The following is a 17,689-nucleotide window of genomic DNA, read 5'->3' on the forward strand; positions in this document are numbered from 1 at the left end:
ATTTACGTGCCATTCTTTCTATATCGGGTGCCGCCTGAGCTGAGTTGAACTGTCGAAGGGCTTGCCGTTCCCGGGGCGAAGCGCCGCGCAGAGTCGATCCATCTCGAGGGTCCTGAGAAATCTGCGGCGCGACTCCCGGGTCGCGCTACGGCTTCGGGGGTTCGACACCATCAACCGCTGCAGCCCGTCGCGCGCCCGCGACAATGCGCCGTGCATTCGGTGAGTGCGCCGCACGCAGCCTACAGTGCCAAGGACATATTCCACCAGCATCAGGATGGCTTCGACGATCATGGCCTTCACGCTCATCCGGGAGTTTCCTTTGTGGACAAAGAGAACCGCGCAGTCAGTCCGGATCGGAAAACTCTCCAGATCCTAGCATTATCCAACTCACGGATTGGCCCACGATTGCAAGAAAAATGCGCAAGTGAACCGGAATAATCAGTCGATCAGGATCGCCCGGAAGTCGTTGACATTGGTCCGTGTCGGCCCGGTCACGACGAGATCGCCGAGCGCGTCAAAAAAGCCATAGGCGTCATTGTTGGCGAGGAAGGCTTTGGCCTCGATCCCCTTGGCTCTGGCTCGCGCCAGGCTGTCGGGCGTCACCACGGCGCCGGCATTGTCCTCCGACCCGTCAATGCCGTCGGTGTCGCCGGCTATCGCCGAGATGTTTGCCTTGCCATCGAGGGCGATGGCGAGCGCCAGGGCGAATTCGGCATTGCGCCCGCCGCGCCCCTTGCCTTTGAGGGTCACCGTGGTTTCCCCGCCCGACAGGATGACCGCCGGGCCCGTGGTGGCTAAGGCCTGCGCCGCCTGCGCTGACGCCACATCGCGTGCCTCCCCTTCGATCCGGTCGCCGAGATCGATCACCCGGTAGCCGGCATCGCGGGCGAGCTTCGCCGCCGCGGCCAGCGACTGCGCCGGCGCGGCGATCATTTCCGTCCGCACCTTGGCGAAGCGCGGGTCGCCGGGCTTGGGCGTCTCGGCCGCCGGCGTTTCCAGGAAGGCCCAAACATGCGCAGGCAGATCGAATTTGTACTTGCGCAGGATCGCCAGCGCCTCTTCGCGTGTCGTTGGATCGGGCACGGTAGGGCCGGAGGCGACCACCGCCGGATCGTCTCCAGGGACGTCCGAGATCACAAGCGAGACGATTTGCGCCGGCCAGGCCGCCGCCGCGAGCCGCCCACCCTTGAGCGCCGACAGGTGCTTGCGCACGCAGTTCATTTCCGAGATCGGCGCGCCGCAGGCGAGCAGCTGACGGTTCACATTCTGCTTGTCTTCGAGCGTCAGCCCCGGGGCGGGTGCTGCCAGCAAGGCTGAGCCCCCGCCGGAGATGAGGCAGAGGACAAGATCGTCGGCGGTGAGGCCCTTGACCAGCTCGCCCATGCGCAGCGCCGCATCGCGCCCATTGGCATCCGGCACCGGATGTGAAGCCTCGACGATCTCAATGCTCCGGCATGGCGCGCCGTGGCCATAGCGGGTGATCACGAGCCCCGAGATTGGTCCTTGCCAATGCTGCTCGACGGCGAGCGCCATGGCGGCGCTGGCCTTGCCGGCGCCGACCACGAGGGTGCGGCCGCTGGGCGGCCTCGGCAGGAAGGGAGGCACCCTGAGCGCCGGATCGGCGGCAGCGATGGCGGCGGAGAACAAATCTTTCAGGAGCATGAGGCTGCGCGATGGGAGTTTGTCATCGCTTTGCCAATCGATTATAGCCGCCAGTCTGTCAACCAATTATGCAGTCCGCATGTCCTCACCCCGCATCTGGCTTCTGACCGGCGCCAAGCAAGGCGACAATGCGCAGGCCGAGCGCCTCATCGCGGCGTCGGGCCTGCCCTTCGAGCGGCGGCGAATCGTCCTCAAGCCCGGCTACGATCTCGCCAAGCCGCGCATCGAGGCCTCGCTGCATCATGTCGATCTCGAAAAATCAGATCCGCTCGCGCCGCCTTGGCCGGATCTCGTTCTGACCATCGGCCGGCGCATGGCCATGGTGGCACTGTGGATCAAGGCGCAGTCGCAAGACCGCGCCAGGCTGGCCCTGATCGGCACCCCCAAGGGTGACAGCGGCAAAATCGACCTGTTTATCGTTCCCTTTCAGTATCGCGCGGGCGAAGCGCCGAATATCTTTCGGATCGGCCTGCCGCTGCTCGGCATCGATCCGGCGCGGATCGCTACTGAAGGCGAACGCTGGCGCGAGGTATTCGCTCCTTTGCCGCGACCACTCACCGTCCTTCTCTGCGGCGGCTCGATTGGCAGCCACAGCTTCGACCCTGAGACGGCGCGCAGCGTCCTCGCCACGATCGACAGAATGAAGGATGGCGGAAGCCTCCAGATTACGACATCGAGGCGTACTCCGCCCGAAACCGTGGCGGCGATGGAGCGAGCCCTGCCCGCCGGCGCCAAGCTTTATCGCTGGGACAAGGCCGACGGCGCCAATCCCTATCTCGGCCTGCTCGCGCATGGCGACCGCTTCGTGGTGACGGGAGACAGTATCTCCATGCTGGTCGAGGTGGCCCGTCTGGGCAAGCCTCTGGCCATCGCGCCCTTGCGGCTGGCGAGCCGGACCGTGTCCCAGACCTTGCGGCAACTGCATCTGCCCGACGAACTCGCTTATTGGACGGCGGCCAAGGCGCAAGCCATCCATAACCGGCTTCTGGGCGACGACACCTCACGCGATTTCGCGCTGCTGCATGATCTCATGATCGAGAAAGGCTGGGCGGTGCCTCTGGGCAGGCCATTCTCGCCCCCCAAGGAGCCGCCCGCCGATGACACGGCACTTGCCGCAGCCAGGCTTCGCGCGCTAGTGGCTCCGCCTCGCGCGACTCCTTAAGAAGCAAGCGCTAAGGCATTGGATTCAAACGCCTAAAGCTTTGGGCCAAATTGGTCGCGGTGGCCATCGTCAAGAACACGGCAAAGCCTTCATTTTGCCCAGTCTTTTCATTGCCTCGCGAGGGGCGGCGGGCTATATCCCCGCACCTTCCACAACAGCCGGATTCACGCAAGGAATGTCCATAGGCCACAAAGTCCGTGTTGCGCTGCGTCAGGGACTTTCCCTGGCGAGCACGGTCACCCTGCCCCGCGAGAAGAGCCTCAAGCTGGAGCGCTATCTGCGCGGCAAGGAAGAGGCCCGTATGTTGCGGGAATCTGACTTCGTAGTCGTGTCCTTCGGGAAGAGCGGGCGCACCTGGCTGTGCGTGCTCCTGTCGCGATACTTCCAGCTGCGCTACAAGCTGCCCGCCGACATCCTCCTGCAATATGACAGCCTGCATGCGCTCAATCGCGCCGTGCCGCGGGTCATGTTCTCGCACGACAACTATATCGGGGATTATACCGGCACGCGGGACTCGAAGTCGGATTATGCCAACAGCCGGGTCATTCTGCTGGCCCGCCATCCCGCCGACACTGCGGTGTCGCAGTATTTCCAGTGGAAGTTCCGGATGCGCGACCGCAAGAAGCGTATCAACGACTACCCCGACCCCAAAGACGATATGGCGCTGATCGATTTCGTGCTGGGCGAAGGGGGCGGCATCCCGAAGATCGTTCGTTTCATGAATCTGTGGGCGGCGGAGTTCGACAAGCTCAAGGCCATACGTGTCGTGCGCTACGAGACGCTGCGGCGCGACACCGCCAACACACTTGGCAATGTGCTGAAATTTATGAATGAAACGCCGACAAACGAGGAACTCGCCCAATCCGTCGAGTTCGCCTCCGTCGAGAACATGCGCAAGATGGAGAAGGACACTTTTTTCCGGGGCGTCGGTGAACGCATGACGCCGGGGGACGCCAGCAACCCCGACAGCTACAAGGTGCGCCGCGCCAAAGTCGGCGGCTACCGCGATTATTTCACCCCCGAGGAGGTCGCCAGGATCGATGAGCTCATCGCGAGGAGCCTCTCGCCCGTCTATGGCTATGGCGAGGCGCCTCCCGACCCGCGCGTCATATGACGCACCCGCATTGAACGGCGCATACCCGCCTGATAGTAGAAGCAAGCCGGCCCAATCCGGCGCCAGAAGGGCTTAGACATGAAGAACTGCATCTTCATCCATACCAACGAAAAGCAGATCATTGGGGCGCTCGTCTCGAAATACTCCTTCGAGCGCTTCGCGTCCAAGAAGGGCGCCTTCGACGTCAAGCTGATCGACACGCGCGACTACCCCTTCTTCCAGGGCTACGAAGGAAAGAAGTACCTGCGGGATGGCCTGCATCGTGAATGGCGCAATGAGGACCTTCAGTCTTTCACCGTTCTTCGCTTCGCGCCGCCTGAAGTGATGGGCTATCAGGGGCGGTCCGTGGTGGTCGACCCCGACGTATTCTGCGTCTCGGACGTGGTCCCCCTGTTCGAGCGTGACATGGGCGGGCACGCCCTCATGGCGCGCCAGCGCAAGGGCGGCTCCAAGGCCAATGACTTCGCCTCCAGCGTCATGCTGCTCGACAATGCCAGGCTCAAGCATTGGCAGCTCGAGAAGAACTTTGCCGAGATGTTCGAGTTCAAGCGTGACTACATGGACTGGATCTCGCTGAAGCTCGAGCCGGAGGGTGCCATCGGTACGCTCGAGCCGACCTGGAACGACTTCGATCGGCTCGAGCGCGACACCCGCCTTATCCACAATACCCACCGCAATACCCAGCCCTGGAAGACGGGATTGCCGGTGGATTATCGCCCGCCGCAGAAGGCCGGCTCCCTCAAGCCCGCAAATATCTGGCATCGCGTCCGCCGCTCCCTATTCGGCGAGTACGCCTTCCTGGGCCAGTACAAGAAGCATCCGGACGCGAATCAGGAGCGGTTGTTCTTCGCGCTCCTGAAGGAATGCGTCGAGAAGGGCATCGTCACGCAGGACATGATTAAGGATCAGATGCGCAAGAACCATGTGCGGCATGACGCGTTCGACGTCATTGCCCGCACCCCGACGCTTAACGAACGCCCGCTATTTGCGGCATAAACATTTGAGGCGACTAAATGAAAATTCTCGTGACCGGCGCCTGCGGCTACAAAGGCACAAGGCTTGTCCCCCAGCTTCTGGCGAAAGGGTGGTCCGTGGTTGCTGTCGATACCATGTGGTTTGGCAATTTTCTCGAGCCGCACCCTAACCTTGAAGTGATCAAGGGTGACGTGCGCGATCACTATAGCATTCCCGTCGCGGGCATCGATGCCATCATCCATCTGGCGAGCATAGCCAATGATCCGTGCGGGGATCTGGATCCGAAGCTGACATGGGAAGTGAGCGCGCTCGCCACGATGAAGCTTGCCGATGAAGCGGCTCGGGCGGGCGTCAAGCAGTTCATCTACGCGTCTTCCGGCAGTGTCTACGGCGTCAAGGAAGAAGATCGCGTCACCGAAGATCTGCGCCTTGAACCGATCTCGGAATACAACAAGACGAAGATGTGCGCCGAGCGGATCCTCCTGTCGTACGCCGACAAGATGGCTGTGCAGATCGTTCGTCCGGCGACCGTATGCGGAGTGTCGCCGCGCATGCGTTTTGACGTCTCTGTTAATATGCTCACGATACAGGCCCTTGAACGCAAGCGCATAACCGTATTCGGCGGCGACCAGACACGGCCCAACATCCACATCGACGACATAACCGGCCTCTATGTCTTCCTGGTCGAGAATCCTCAGATCACCGGCATTTACAATGCCGGATTCGAGAATATCTCCATCATGGACATTGCGCGAACCGTGGTGAAATACGTTCCGGCGGAAATCGTGGTCACACCGTCGAACGACCCACGCTCTTACCGCCTGAGTTCTGATCGCCTGCTGGCCGCCGGCTTCCGGCCCAAGAAGACCGTAGAGGACGCGATCCGGGAGATCATCGCCCTGTTCAATGCGGGGAAGCTGCGGGACGCCGACCAGTTCCACAATCTGCGCTGGATGCAGAATACGGTGTTTGCCAATGCAGAGTAAGAACGCGAGTGTCGTTGCCGCTGACTACGCGAACCGTCTGTCGCGTCTCCTGACGGATACCGACTGGTCGATCGTAGAACCCTTGGCCGCGGCATTACTCGATTGCTGGAAGAACAAGAAGCAGGTTTTCTGGATCGGCAATGGCGGCAGCGCCGGCAATGCCATTCACATGGCCAACGACTTCTTCTATTCCATCTCCAAGCAGAAAGGCTCCGGCATCAGGGGCCACGCGCTCGCGGCGAATGCGCCGATCGTGACCTGCCTCTCGAACGACGTCAGCTACGACGACGTTTTTGCCATGCAGCTCGCGACCATGGCTAATCCCGGCGATATCCTCATCGCCTTCTCCGGCAGCGGCAACTCGCCGAATATATTGAATGCACTCGTCGAGGCTCGTGCACTTGGCGTCAAGAGCTTCGCGATACTGGGCTATTCCGGCGGCAAGGCGAAGGCGCTCGCCGATCACCCGCTGCATTTCGCCATCGACGACATGCAGATTTCGGAAGATGTGCAGTGCATCGTCTGTCATATGTTGACGCAGTATCTCTACGGCCTGCGGGAAACCGTGCAGGGACCGACGGCGTGACCTACCTCGTCATTGGATCCAACTCCTTCACCGGCACGGCGATGGTAGAGCACCTGCTCGCCGCCGGTCACGACGTCATAGGCGTTAGCCGTTCCGAGGAAATCGCCCTGCCCTTGCGCCGCTACGGCTGGCGACCGCATCCGGGCAAGTTCCAGTACTCGCGCATCGACCTCAATCACGATCTCGACGCGCTCATGCGGCTGATCGACGAACGCCGCCCCACTCGCATTGTGAATTTTGCGGCCCAGAGCATGGTCGCGGAGAGTTGGGTCAATCCCGATCACTGGATGATGACCAATGTGGTTTCCCTGGTGCGCTTGCAAGAGCGGCTTCGGAAGATTGACTTCCTCGACTCCTATGTCCATGTCACCACGCCGGAAGTCTATGGCAGCACACAAGGCTGGGTGAAGGAGGATCATCGCTTCTATCCCTCCACCCCATACGCTGTATCGCGTGCCGCCGGCGACTTCAGCATCATGTCCTATGTGAAGGCGTATGGCTTCCCGGCCTCCTTCACACGCGCGGCGAATGTTTATGGCGCCGGACAGCCGCTTTACCGGATCATTCCCCGCACCGTCTTCTTCGCCCTGACCGGCCGCAAGCTGCAGCTCCATGGCGGGGGGCATTCCGTGCGCTCGTTCATTCACGCCGCCGATGTCGCCGATGCGACGCAGCGCGTTGCCGAAGGAGCGCCGGCCGGCAGCACCTATCATATTTCATCGACCCGCATGATCTCCATTCGCGACGTCGTCAAATTGATCCTCGACGGCATGTCGTTGCGCTTCGAGGATTGCGTGGAGGTCGTCGACGAAAGGCGCGGCAAGGATCAAGCCTATGGGCTCGACAGCAGCAAGCTCAGAAGCGAGCTCGGGTGGGAGGATCGCATTTCGCTCGAGCGGGGTATCGACGAGACTGTGAAGTGGATCGTGGATTATCGCGAGCAGTTGGAGAAACTGCCGATGAACTACATTCACAAGCCCTAATCCAGGCGGGATGTTTTGGCGAAGCTTTTCAAGAAACTGGATCTGCCACCCGATGTGAAGCTGACGGATGTCGGTGTGAGGCCGGAACGGCCTTTCCAGATACTGGGACTGCTGGAAACGATCACCTTGGGCGATCTGGTGGCCAACGTCGTATTCCTGTCGACCCTGGCCAATAAATTCGACCATGTGCGCTTGCACGTGAAGTATCGAGACCTGCGTCCCTATTGCAGGGAGATCATGTCGCTCTCGCCTTGGATTGATCTGGCGGAGCCGTTTCCCGAGCGCTGGCCCGCTTTCATCCGCAGGTTCGGTTCCAACATAAAGCCGCCGAAGGCTCACAATCAGATGGCCATCGGAGCCCAGAAGGGCAAACACAATTATATCTACGATATGATCATCACGTCGCCGATGGCGTCGGAAGATGGGATCCATGCCCTGCGCGATCCCGTCCCCTTGCGTCTGCCGGAAGACCGCACTGAAGAACTGCGAGCCCGCCTTGTCGCGCATGGTGTGAAACCCGATCGATGGTTTGCGGTTCTCCACTATCGGGAAAGCACTTACCAATATCGCTCCGGCAGCGCCGATAGAAACAATGATCCAGCCGCCTTTGACGATCTCGTGGATCACATCATCGCTCTTGGCGGGCAGGCGGTGCGGCTAGGCCATCCCGGCATGGCGGCTTTCCGGCCGCGCGAGGGATTTGTCGACCTGAGCACGGTCACCGATGGCTTTTTGCTTCATGCGGCCGCGATCAGCCATGCGCGCTTTGCGATTACGGGACCCTCCGGCCCGCTGATTCTCGCCATGGCCTTCGCCGTGCCGAGCAGCATGGTCGACGCGGTCGATACAGGAGGAATCTGGGGCGACGGGCTCACCGACATTCTCACGCATGAGGTGACGACGCCCAAGGGTGACATATTGCGGAATGCGTCGTTGCTCGAATCGGGCCTCCTCGACATCGATATTCTCGCGGCGCGCGTCAAAGCCGAGCCGGGCTATCGAATTCGCAAGACGACCTCGGACGAATTGGCGGAAGTAGCGACGAGGCTCTATCGGCGAACGTCGGATTGTTCAGCCTGGCGCCCGCCTGCTGTCGTCCCGACCGGACCCAAACCCAATCAAGTCGGCTGGCCCTTGAAGCTCTCCTATCCCATGCCCTGGATTGACCTTTAGCCTCGTTTGCTCGAACCGGGTCGTTTTCCGGCTTGAACAGCTACCATTGAAGTGCTCCGGTCGAATATTAAGGCGCGGCTTGGCATAGGCGTATCGCTTGGCTATGCAGGGTCGGCCAAGCCCAGGCCTCGAAACACCAACGCTGCGTTTATTCCTATCAACGCGGCTCGACGACGGAGTTGAACAAAGAATGCTCAGCGCGATCCACGAGAGCGGAAGGCAGGCCCGTGAGGCGGATCCGCCCCGTCGGATCCGGGATTCTGCTCTGAAGGCTGTTCTCGCCCCCTCCTTTTCGTAATCCGGGACTGATCCATGACCACATTGAAAGGCCTCATAGAAGTATTGAAGGCCAAACGGCAGCCCGGCGATTCGCTCGTCTTCGTCTATGGTAATTTCAATATTCTTCATCCGGGGCATGTCCGCCTGCTGCAATTCGCGAAGTCGAATGGCACTTTGCTGCTGGTTGGCGTGACGCCGGACGGCGCGCCGGGCACCAGCATCGAGGCCGAAATGCGCGTCGAATCCATTCGCGCCGTGGGCGTCGTCGACTTCGCGTTCATACTCGAGGACTCTCCCCTGGAGGTGATCAAGACCTTGAAGCCGGATGTGGTGGCCAAGGGCAAAGAGCATGAATCCCGGCACAATCCCGAGCGCTCGATACTCGAATCCTACGGCGGAAGACTGCTCTTCAACTCCGGCGAGATGCGCTTTACCGATTTGGGCGTGATCGACCGGCAATATGCCGCCGGTGCGCCTGAGACGCATTTCAACTTCGATCCCGCCTTCCTGAAGCGGCATGGCTACGCGACCGCGGACGTGTTGGCGCTGCTTGGGCGGCTGAAGGGACTGCGCGTCGCAGTGATCGGCGACCTCATCATCGACGAATATGTCGATTGCGAACCTCTCGGCATGAGCCAGGAAGACCCGACCCTGGTGGTAAGCCCGATCAGCAGTCACATGTTCGTCGGCGGCAGCGGGATAGTGGCGGCGCATTGCGCCGGCCTGGGCGCGAAGGTCGACTATATCTCGGTTGCCCATGAGGGACCGCTGTGGGATTTCGCTCAGACGAAGCTGACATCTTACGGCGTTCACCTGAACCTCTTGAACGACCGCAGCCGGCCCACCACGCTGAAGAAGCGATATAGGGCGCATAACAAGACGTTGCTGCGCGTAAGCGAGTTGCGCCAATACGCCATCGAGCAGAAGCTGCAGGATGCGATTTACGACAGGATCGCGGTGCTCATGCCCGACCTCGATGCCTTGCTCTTTTCCGACTTCAACTATGGCTGCCTGCCGACTGAACTGGTGCTGCGTATTGTCGAGCTGGCCAAGAGGCACAATGTGAGACTTGCCGCCGACAGCCAGGCCTCGTCGCAATATTCCGACATCTCGCGTTTTCGCGGCATGGATATCATAACCCCGACGGAACGCGAGGCCCGCCTCGCCGTGAAGGACTCGAACAGTGGCCTCGTCGAGTTGGCCGAAAGGCTGCGGCTTGCGGCCGATGCACAGACCGTCCTGGTGACCCTCGGGGCGGAAGGTCTGCTGATCCACGCGCCGCGCTACGATCAACTGCGCACCGATCGCCTTGCCGCTATGAACCCGCGCCCGCGCGATGTCGCCGGCGCCGGCGATACATTGTTCAGCTCCGTCACCCTCTCGCTGTGCGCGGGGGCCGATATCTGGCTATCGAGCTATCTCGCGTCGGCAGCTGCCGCCTGCCAGGTAAGCAAGATCGGCAATACGCCGATTACGATCGGCGAGATCGCCGAGGTACTCTCCTGATGCGGGCGCTTCTCCTGGCGGCGGGCATGGGAACGCGGCTGCGTCCGCTGACCGATACGATTCCCAAAGTGATGGTCGACATCGCCGGCCGGCCCCTGCTGGACCGTTGGCTGGCAATGTTGATCGAGGGCGGCATCGAGCGTGTCCTGGTCAACACCCATTATCTGGGCTCGGTGATTCATGCCTATATGCGGACATCGGCCTGGCGCGACCGCGTCGACGTGATCGATGAGGAGCGCCTCCTTGGAACTGGCGGCACGCTGCTGGCCAATCGAGCCTGGTTCGGCCAAGGCCCCCTGCTGGTGAGCCACGCTGACAATGCGAGCGACCTCGATATCCGCGCCTTCATCCAGGCCCATCGTGATCGCCCGGCCGGGGTGCTGGCGACGATGGCGCTGTTTCGTACCGATCAGCCGCAGTCCTGCGGCATCGTCGTCATGGATGGGAGTAATATCATCCGCGAGTTCCATGAGAAGCAGGCCAATCCCCCCGGCAACCTGGCCAATGCCGCAGCCTTTATATTCGAACCCCAAATATTTGATTACTTGAGAGAAATCGGTAACGACACCATCGACCTGTCGGCTGAGGTCATGCCCAAGCTGGTAGGCCACGCGCAAGGCTTCGAGATCACCGGCTATCACCGTGACATCGGTACCCCTGACGGTCTCGAAAGAGCGCGACGGCATTACGTCGCAACATGACAAACCCCGCGGAAGCCGCTAAGCACCCTTCCGGAAAAGGAATGCCCCATTGGACCTGACGCATATCCGACAGATTGCCCGCGAGCTGCGCGGCACCGTCATCGAGCTGACCCACGAGGCCAAGCCTGCTCATCTGGCGTCGGCCTTGTCATGCATCGATATCCTTGCGGTTCTCTATTGGTCGGTGCTGCGCATCGACCCGGCAAAACCGCTGGCGGAGGATCGTGATCGCTTCATCCTTTCCAAGGGTCATGCCGCTCTCGCTCTCTACTCCGTATTGGCCAAACGCGGCTTTTGCTCGGACGAAACCCTGCGGACCTTCAATAACAATGGCGGCAAGCTTGCCGAGCACCCCGGACCGCAATGCATTCCCGGCGTCGAAGCCGCGACCGGCTCGCTTGGCCACGGCCTGCCGATCGGCAACGGCCTGGCTCTCGCCGCGCGCCTCGCCGGACGCGACAACCGGACATTCGTGCTCCTCAGCGACGGCGAATGCAACGAAGGCAGTGTCTGGGAAGCCGCCATGTTTGCCGGAAAACAGAAGCTCGACAATCTGTGCGCCATCGTGGACTTCAACAAATGGCAGGCCACCGGACGCAGCCAGGAGATCCTCGCCCTCGACCCGCTGCCGGAAAAGTGGCAGGCCTTCGGCTGGGAAACCGTCCGGCTCGACGGCCATGACCTCGGCGTGCTTCACGCGGCCTTGACGGAACTGCCGCGCCGATCCGGCAAGCCGCTGGCGATCATCGCCGACACCGTCAAAGGCAAGGGCGTGAGCTTCATGGAAGACGACAACAACTGGCACTACCGGGTTCCCACGCGCGAGGAAACCGATGCCGCGAAACGTGAGCTGGGGCTAGTGCACTAGTATGAGAAACGCATTCGCGGACGAGATGACCCGGCTCTGCGCGGGCAACCAGAAGCCCGTGCTGTTGTCGGGCGATATAGGCAACCGGCTGTTCGACAAGCTCAAGGAAGCGGCTCCCGATCAGTTCCTGAATTGCGGCGTCGCGGAAGCCAATATGATCGGTGTCGCGGCGGGCCTCGCAATGTCCGGCTACCGCCCCTTCGCCTACACGATCGTGCCCTTCATCACGACGCGCGTGCTTGAGCAGATCAGGGTCGATCTGTGCTATCACAATGTCCCGGCAACGGTTGTGGGTGTGGGCGGCGGGCTCTCCTACGCGGCCCTGGGCCCTACTCACCATGCCCTGGAAGACCTTGCCCTCCTTCGCGTGCTGCCCAACATGTCGGTACTGTGCCCCGGCGATGCGCTCGAGGTGCGCGCTTGCCTGAAGGCGGCGATGCGGCATGACGGCCCGCTCTATATACGCCTCGGCAAGAAGGGCGAGCCTGTCGTCCATCAATCCGAACCTGTCATCAGCATCGGCGGGAGCCTCACGCTTCGGAAGGGATCGGACTGCACGATTCTTGCGGTCGGCAACCTGCTGCCGGAGGCCATGAAAGCTGCCGATCTGCTGGCCGAGCGAAAGATCGATGCCGGGGTCGTCTCGCTCGTATCGGTGAAACCGCTCGACGGCGAAATGCTCACGCGCAGTTTCGCATCAAGCAAGCTCCTCATCAGCCTGGAAGAACATAGCGTGGCGGGAGGAGCCGGCAGCGCCATCCTTGAATGGATCAGCGACCACGATCCCTCGGCGATGACCAAGTTCATGCGTATCGCCACCCCCGACGCATTCTACACGCAGTCTGGCAAGCAATCCTATGCGCGCCAGCAACTGGGCCTGGACGCTGTTTCCGTGGCCAGAAAAATCGCCGACCGTCTCGGCTGAAAGCAAACACTGAAATGAAGACAACCGCCGCGATACTTGTGCAGACCGGACAACCGCTTGAGCTGTGGGACATCGAGATTCCACGGCTTGGCCGCGGCCAGGTCCTGGTCGACGTTTTGTTCTCCGGGGCGTGCCGCACTCAGGTTCTGGAGGCCTGGGGCATGAAGGGCGAAGACAGGTGGGTGCCCCATTGCCTTGGACATGAGGGTGTCGGGCGCGTTCTGGAAATCGGTCCCGAAGTATCGCATGTGCGGCCGGGCGATCAGGTCGTGCTGAGCTGGCTGAAGGGCACCGGTATCGAAGCGGGCGGCGCCAAATATGCTTGCGACGGCAAGACGGTGAATGCCGGGGGCGTGACCACATTCCAGAAGATGGCGGTTTGCTCGGAGAATCGCCTTTCGCCGCTCCCGCCTGACGTGCCGGCCGAGCATGCCATCATGCTCGGCTGCGCGCTGCCGACGGGCTATGGCTGCGTCTTCAACACCGGCAGGGCGGTTCCCGGTGAATCCGTTGCCGTGTTCGGCGCCGGCGGGGTTGGACAGTCGGCCATCATGACCGCTGCCGCCATGGGCCTCGCCCCGGTCATCGCCATCGACATATCGCCGGAAAAGCGCGCCATGGCGAAGGCGTTCGGCGCCCACATCGTCATCGATCCCGCGGCCGAGGACATCGTCGCGGCGGTGAAGGCCGCCACGGGCGGCCGTGGCGCCGACCTGGCCGTCGAGGCGACAGGACAGCCCAGCGTGATGCGTCTGGCGCTGGATTGCGTGCGCCCGCAGGGCGGCCGGGCCGTGATCGCCGGCAACGCCAAGGCAGGCGAAGAGCTTTCCATATCGCCAGGCTCGCTCAACCAGGGCAAGAGTCTGCTCGGCACCTGGGGCGGCGACTGTGTTCCCGATCGCGATTTTCCCAAGCTCGCGTCCCTGATGGTGACCGGCCGGATCGATGTGACGCCTCTCCTCAAGGACCGCTATGCGCTGACCGACATCAACGCGGCCCTCGCCGATCTCCGTGAGGGACGTATCGGGCGGCCGCTCATCGACATGTCGCTGTAGCGCGGGATGCGAAAAAGTGGATACCGGTTATTCGCGAGAATCCTGCGCTAACATAACGTGATCTAGGGATCGCTTCCAAGGCATGAGCAATATCGTACTCGGCATCGATTTCGACAATACGATCGTCTCTTATGATGGTGTCTTTCATCGCGCCGCGAGCGATCTCAAGCTGATCCCGTCGCAAATCGGCCGCAGCAAGGACGACGTTCGCGATCATTTGCGCTCGATCGGCAGGGAGGACGACTGGACCGCCCTGCAGGGCGAGGTCTATGGCGCCCGCATGGATCTGGCCGCGCTCTATGACGGCAGCATCGAAGCCGTTCGCGAACTCAAGGCGAAAGGTGTGGCGCTGCGCATCATCAGCCACAAAACGCGCTTTCCGTTCCTGGGTCCGCGTTATGACCTGCACTATGCCGCGCGCCGCTTCCTCGTCGAGCGGGAGATCACCGGCACGCCGCAATCGCTTCTGCAGGCGGCCGAGATATTCTTCGAGCCGACCATAGAGGCCAAGCTGGCGCGCATTGAAACGGAAGGCTGCACAGTATTCCTCGACGACTTGCCCGAGCTCCTCAATCATCCGAAATTTCCGAAGGCTGTGCGGCCGCTCTTGTTCGACCCGAATGATGCCCATGCCGGACAGCCGCATCTGGAGCGCGTGCGGTCCTGGCGCGATTTGCCGGGCGTTTTGGCGCGTGTCTGAACGATGAGCGCGCGCGAGGGCTCCGCTCAGCTCGCCATTCTGGCCGGCGACGACAGAATGCCGGGCGTCATGGCCCTTCTGGAACGCAACGGCCTTTCCACCGTCGCCTCGACGGAGCTGCTGCGCGGCGGCAAGAACAATCGGGTGATCCGCCTCTCTTCCGATTCCGGCCGGCGCCTCGTCCTCAAAGTCTACTTCCAGGGTGTTTCCGACACCCGCGACCGGCTGCGGCACGAATTTTCCTTTGCCACCTTCGCCTGGACGCAAGGACTGCGCACTTTGCCCCAGCCGATCGATGCCGAACCCCAGCATCAATGCGCGCTCTTCGAATTCGTCGAAGGAAACAAGCCGTCGTACCCACCGACCGCCGCGATGATCGATGAGGCCGTGGCGTTCGTCCTGGACGTAAATCGGGGCAGATCCTCCCCCGCGGCCGACATATTGCCTGCGGGATCAGAAGCCTGCTTCTCCATCGCCCAGCACATCGCGCTGGTTCGCCAGCGGATCGACCGGCTATTGCACACCACCGGCGACGAGGCGGCTCTCAGCTGGTTGAGGGCCGAGCTTCTCCCCTTGTGGTCCGCGGTAGAGAAGGAGGTCGCGCGGACGGCGACGGAGAGTGGCATCGACAAAGAGCAGCCTCTGGACAAGCGCGACAGGATCATTTCGCCGTCGGATTTCGGCTTCCACAATGCCATCGTAAGGACGACCGGCGGGCGCCTCTGCTTCCATGATTTCGAATATGCCGGATGGGACGATCCGGCAAAGCTGTTCGGCGATTTCTTCAACCAGATTGAAATGCCGGTGCCGTATGAGGCTCTACCCGCGGTGGCGGCTTCTTTCACGGCTCTCTCTTCGAACCCGCGCGACCTCGCCTGGCGCATGCGCGCTCTCCTTCCGGTCTATGCCGTGAAGTGGTGCTGCATCGCGCTCAATCCGTTCATGGCGACGGAAGCGGCGCGACGGCAGTTTGCCGGACACGACATGGATGTGATATTCCGGCAGAGCCTCGACCGGGCTGCCCGGCAGTTGCAAAGGGCGCACCATTTTCATCAACTCGAAGGCAGTTTGACTGATGTCTGAAGTCGATTTCGTAACGCTCGTGCATAAATCCACCAAACGCGACTATGTCCAGCGCGTTGTCGAAGTCGACAAGGCGGTCGTCGCGGAGAAAGCCATCGAGTTTGGCCGCGACTACTGGGATGGCGACCGCCTGTCGGGCTATGGCGGATACCGCTATGACGGACGCTGGCGGAAGGTCGCCGATGCGATGGTGGCGCATTACGGCTTGAAGCCGTCCGACCGGATACTCGATGTCGGCGCCGGCAAAGGGTTCCTCCTGCATGATTTCACCGAAGCCGTCCCGGGTATCACTGTGGACGGGATCGATATCTCGGCCTATGCCGTCGAGAACGCCAAACCTGAGGTGAAGAGCCGGCTGCGCGTGGGCGACGCCAAGACCCTTCCCTATCCGGATCGCAGCTTCGATTTCGTGGTGTCGATCAACACGCTGCACAATCTCTACATAAATGACCTGTTCGCCGCCATCCGCGAGATCGAGCGCGTTTCGAAGAATGGCAACAGCCATATCACCGTCGAGGCCTACCGCAACGAGCGGGAAAAGGTGAATCTCATGTACTGGCAGTTGACGTGCCGCGCCTTCCATACGCCGCAGGAATGGGAATGGATATTCAAGACCTGCGGCTATCGCGGCGACTGGGGCTTCATCTATTTCGAGTGACGTGACGAGCCGGCGCGACTTGATCATCGGAACGACGTTCCTCGACCGCCACGACGGAATGTGAGCACGCGCTCCGCGCCGCCGCATTACTTCAACAGCCGCGTGGCGAGAGGCACACCAAGCGCTCGCCATTCCCTAGAGGGAAGATTCTTTATCTTAGAGCATTCGACCAATAAGTGCGAAGCGGCTTTCGGATAATCTGATAGCAAATCAAAGAGTTAGATTACCGAATCGATTCTATGAGAGCGTTCGGCGCTCCACCGCTGTATCTGAATCTGCGCCGTTTCATGGATGTTTCTCGTTCATCATTGAAATCGCGGTTAACGTCGGCTTATCCCAACTAGACCATTCGATATATTGATTGCCCGACTCCTTTGCGCCAGAATCCCTAGACTGGGAAACCAGGTAGCTTTGGCGGACGGCTCCACGCAGACGGTGGAGGGATGGAATCCGTGTTGGGCATCTTCGGGTTCAGAATGGATAAGACGTCTCAGGCCGAGGACACTGCCGGGCGCTTTGACTGGCAGAGACTGCTCTTTCTGGCAATGTTGGCGGCTTGGGCATTCGCCATATACTGGGTAGTGACCGAATTGGCCGCTGTTCTCACTTTGAAACAGTTTCTGGCCATCGGCACAGTGATATTCGCACTAGCGATCGGGGTTATCCTGCGCCGGTGACGCTACACGGCCCGCGGTCGCATGGCGATCGCTCCGTCATGAGTCACTGACGTTATTTGCTCGTGGCGCGGGCGCTGCGAATGATCAGGAATGTCAGCGCGATCACCAGGCACATTGCGAGAAAACTCACCAAGACGTCGAGGAACTGCGACGCATGAGCGGTCATGAGCCCGACTGCCAAACAGATCCCGAAGGTCACGAGTAAAAAGGCAAGGAATTTCACGGTCGATTCTCCTGCTAGTGGCCATGCCTCACGGACGGCACAGCAGGCCTAATTAGGAGCGCCGCCCCGGCAATTCTTGAGCCTCGCCGCCAATCTTTTGCGATTTGACGCCCCGTCCCCGCGAGCCTGCTTTTTGTTATGCCGCGCGAGGCGCAATGGACTGAAGCTCGACCTCCTTGCCCGTGGATGCACGTACCGGAGGATCGGTGTGTCGGGCCGATGATCATCAGCGAATATGCCGACGCCCTATACGGACTGCACCTGTCGCGAACTATGACGTCAGGCCGCGGACCTCGCCGGGATGGACGAAGACCCTGCAGAACCACGATAGACGCGCCGGCGGGATCGGCGAGCAACCGCGTGATCGCGACGC

General features: G+C 61.2%; 19 protein-coding genes. 16 read left to right on the forward strand and 3 right to left on the reverse strand.

The window, feature by feature from the left end; translation table 11 throughout:
• Positions 1-18: 18 nt before the first annotated feature.
• Positions 19-306 carry a hypothetical protein gene (locus G5V57_RS32985; protein WP_165173366.1) on the reverse strand — a complete coding sequence of 96 codons (288 nt, stop codon included), beginning with the start codon at positions 304-306 and terminating at the stop codon, positions 19-21.
• A 132-nt stretch (positions 307-438) separates the two neighbouring features.
• Positions 439-1,662 (reverse strand): glycerate kinase, encoded by a 1,224-nt coding sequence (locus G5V57_RS32990; RefSeq protein ID WP_165173368.1) that lies wholly within the window; start codon positions 1,660-1,662, stop codon positions 439-441.
• Between the two features lie 79 nt (positions 1,663-1,741).
• Between G5V57_RS32990 and G5V57_RS32995 the strand changes: the two genes are divergently transcribed.
• The 16 genes from G5V57_RS32995 to G5V57_RS33070 all read left to right on the forward strand — a co-directional run bounded on the left by G5V57_RS32995 (position 1,742) and on the right by G5V57_RS33070 (position 17,093).
• Entirely contained in the window at positions 1,742-2,824 is a 1,083-nt protein-coding gene (locus tag G5V57_RS32995; protein ID WP_165173370.1) for a mitochondrial fission ELM1 family protein, read from the forward strand.
• Positions 2,825-2,999: 175 nt separating this feature from the next.
• A complete protein-coding gene (locus G5V57_RS33000) occupies positions 3,000-3,938 on the forward strand; it encodes a sulfotransferase domain-containing protein (protein ID WP_165173372.1) in 939 nt (312 codons plus the stop codon).
• Between the two features lie 78 nt (positions 3,939-4,016).
• Positions 4,017-4,934, forward strand: a complete 918-nt coding sequence (locus tag G5V57_RS33005; protein ID WP_165173374.1) for a hypothetical protein — start codon at positions 4,017-4,019, stop codon at positions 4,932-4,934.
• A 17-nt stretch (positions 4,935-4,951) separates the two neighbouring features.
• Positions 4,952-5,899 carry an NAD(P)-dependent oxidoreductase gene (locus tag G5V57_RS33010; protein WP_165173376.1) on the forward strand — a complete coding sequence of 316 codons (948 nt, stop codon included), beginning with the start codon at positions 4,952-4,954 and terminating at the stop codon, positions 5,897-5,899.
• Positions 5,889-6,485, forward strand: a complete 597-nt coding sequence (locus G5V57_RS33015; RefSeq protein WP_165173378.1) for an SIS domain-containing protein — start codon at positions 5,889-5,891, stop codon at positions 6,483-6,485. Before G5V57_RS33010 ends, G5V57_RS33015 begins: the two co-directional genes overlap by 11 nt.
• Positions 6,482-7,468 carry a GDP-mannose 4,6-dehydratase gene (locus G5V57_RS33020; RefSeq protein WP_246737459.1) on the forward strand — a complete coding sequence of 329 codons (987 nt, stop codon included), beginning with the start codon at positions 6,482-6,484 and terminating at the stop codon, positions 7,466-7,468. The genes G5V57_RS33015 and G5V57_RS33020 overlap by 4 nt, the downstream gene beginning before the upstream one ends.
• Positions 7,469-7,483: 15 nt before the next feature.
• A complete protein-coding gene (locus G5V57_RS33025; RefSeq protein WP_165173380.1) occupies positions 7,484-8,641 on the forward strand; it encodes a TIGR04372 family glycosyltransferase in 1,158 nt (385 codons plus the stop codon).
• A 312-nt stretch (positions 8,642-8,953) separates the two neighbouring features.
• Positions 8,954-10,426 (forward strand): PfkB family carbohydrate kinase, encoded by a 1,473-nt coding sequence (locus G5V57_RS33030; RefSeq protein WP_165173382.1) that lies wholly within the window; start codon positions 8,954-8,956, stop codon positions 10,424-10,426.
• Entirely contained in the window at positions 10,426-11,127 is a 702-nt protein-coding gene (locus G5V57_RS33035; RefSeq protein WP_165173384.1) for a nucleotidyltransferase family protein, read from the forward strand. Before G5V57_RS33030 ends, G5V57_RS33035 begins: the two co-directional genes overlap by 1 nt.
• 49 nt (positions 11,128-11,176) lie before the next feature.
• Positions 11,177-11,995: a transketolase gene (locus G5V57_RS33040; protein ID WP_165173386.1), complete on the forward strand. Its 819-nt coding sequence runs from the start codon at positions 11,177-11,179 to the stop codon at positions 11,993-11,995.
• 1 nt (position 11,996) lies between these two features.
• Positions 11,997-12,920, forward strand: coding sequence for a transketolase family protein (locus G5V57_RS33045; protein ID WP_165173388.1), 924 nt, complete (start codon positions 11,997-11,999; stop codon positions 12,918-12,920).
• A 14-nt stretch (positions 12,921-12,934) separates the two neighbouring features.
• Positions 12,935-13,975, forward strand: a complete 1,041-nt coding sequence (locus tag G5V57_RS33050) for a zinc-binding dehydrogenase (protein WP_165173390.1) — start codon at positions 12,935-12,937, stop codon at positions 13,973-13,975.
• A gap of 82 nt (positions 13,976-14,057) precedes the next feature.
• Positions 14,058-14,675, forward strand: a complete 618-nt coding sequence (locus tag G5V57_RS33055; RefSeq protein ID WP_246737460.1) for a hypothetical protein — start codon at positions 14,058-14,060, stop codon at positions 14,673-14,675.
• A gap of 3 nt (positions 14,676-14,678) precedes the next feature.
• Positions 14,679-15,758, forward strand: a complete 1,080-nt coding sequence (locus G5V57_RS33060) for a phosphotransferase (RefSeq protein ID WP_165173392.1) — start codon at positions 14,679-14,681, stop codon at positions 15,756-15,758.
• Complete coding sequence (locus G5V57_RS33065; protein ID WP_165173394.1) at positions 15,751-16,416, forward strand: class I SAM-dependent methyltransferase; 666 nt, start codon at positions 15,751-15,753, stop codon at positions 16,414-16,416. The genes G5V57_RS33060 and G5V57_RS33065 overlap by 8 nt, the downstream gene beginning before the upstream one ends.
• A gap of 452 nt (positions 16,417-16,868) precedes the next feature.
• Complete coding sequence (locus G5V57_RS33070; RefSeq protein ID WP_165173396.1) at positions 16,869-17,093, forward strand: hypothetical protein; 225 nt, start codon at positions 16,869-16,871, stop codon at positions 17,091-17,093.
• A 52-nt stretch (positions 17,094-17,145) separates the two neighbouring features.
• Here the strand turns inward: G5V57_RS33070 and G5V57_RS33075 are convergent, their stop codons facing one another.
• Complete coding sequence (locus G5V57_RS33075; RefSeq protein WP_165173397.1) at positions 17,146-17,316, reverse strand: hypothetical protein; 171 nt, start codon at positions 17,314-17,316, stop codon at positions 17,146-17,148.
• Positions 17,317-17,689 lie beyond the last annotated feature (373 nt).

The organism is Nordella sp. HKS 07 (assembly GCF_011046735.1).
GTDB lineage: Bacteria > Pseudomonadota > Alphaproteobacteria > Rhizobiales > Aestuariivirgaceae > Taklimakanibacter.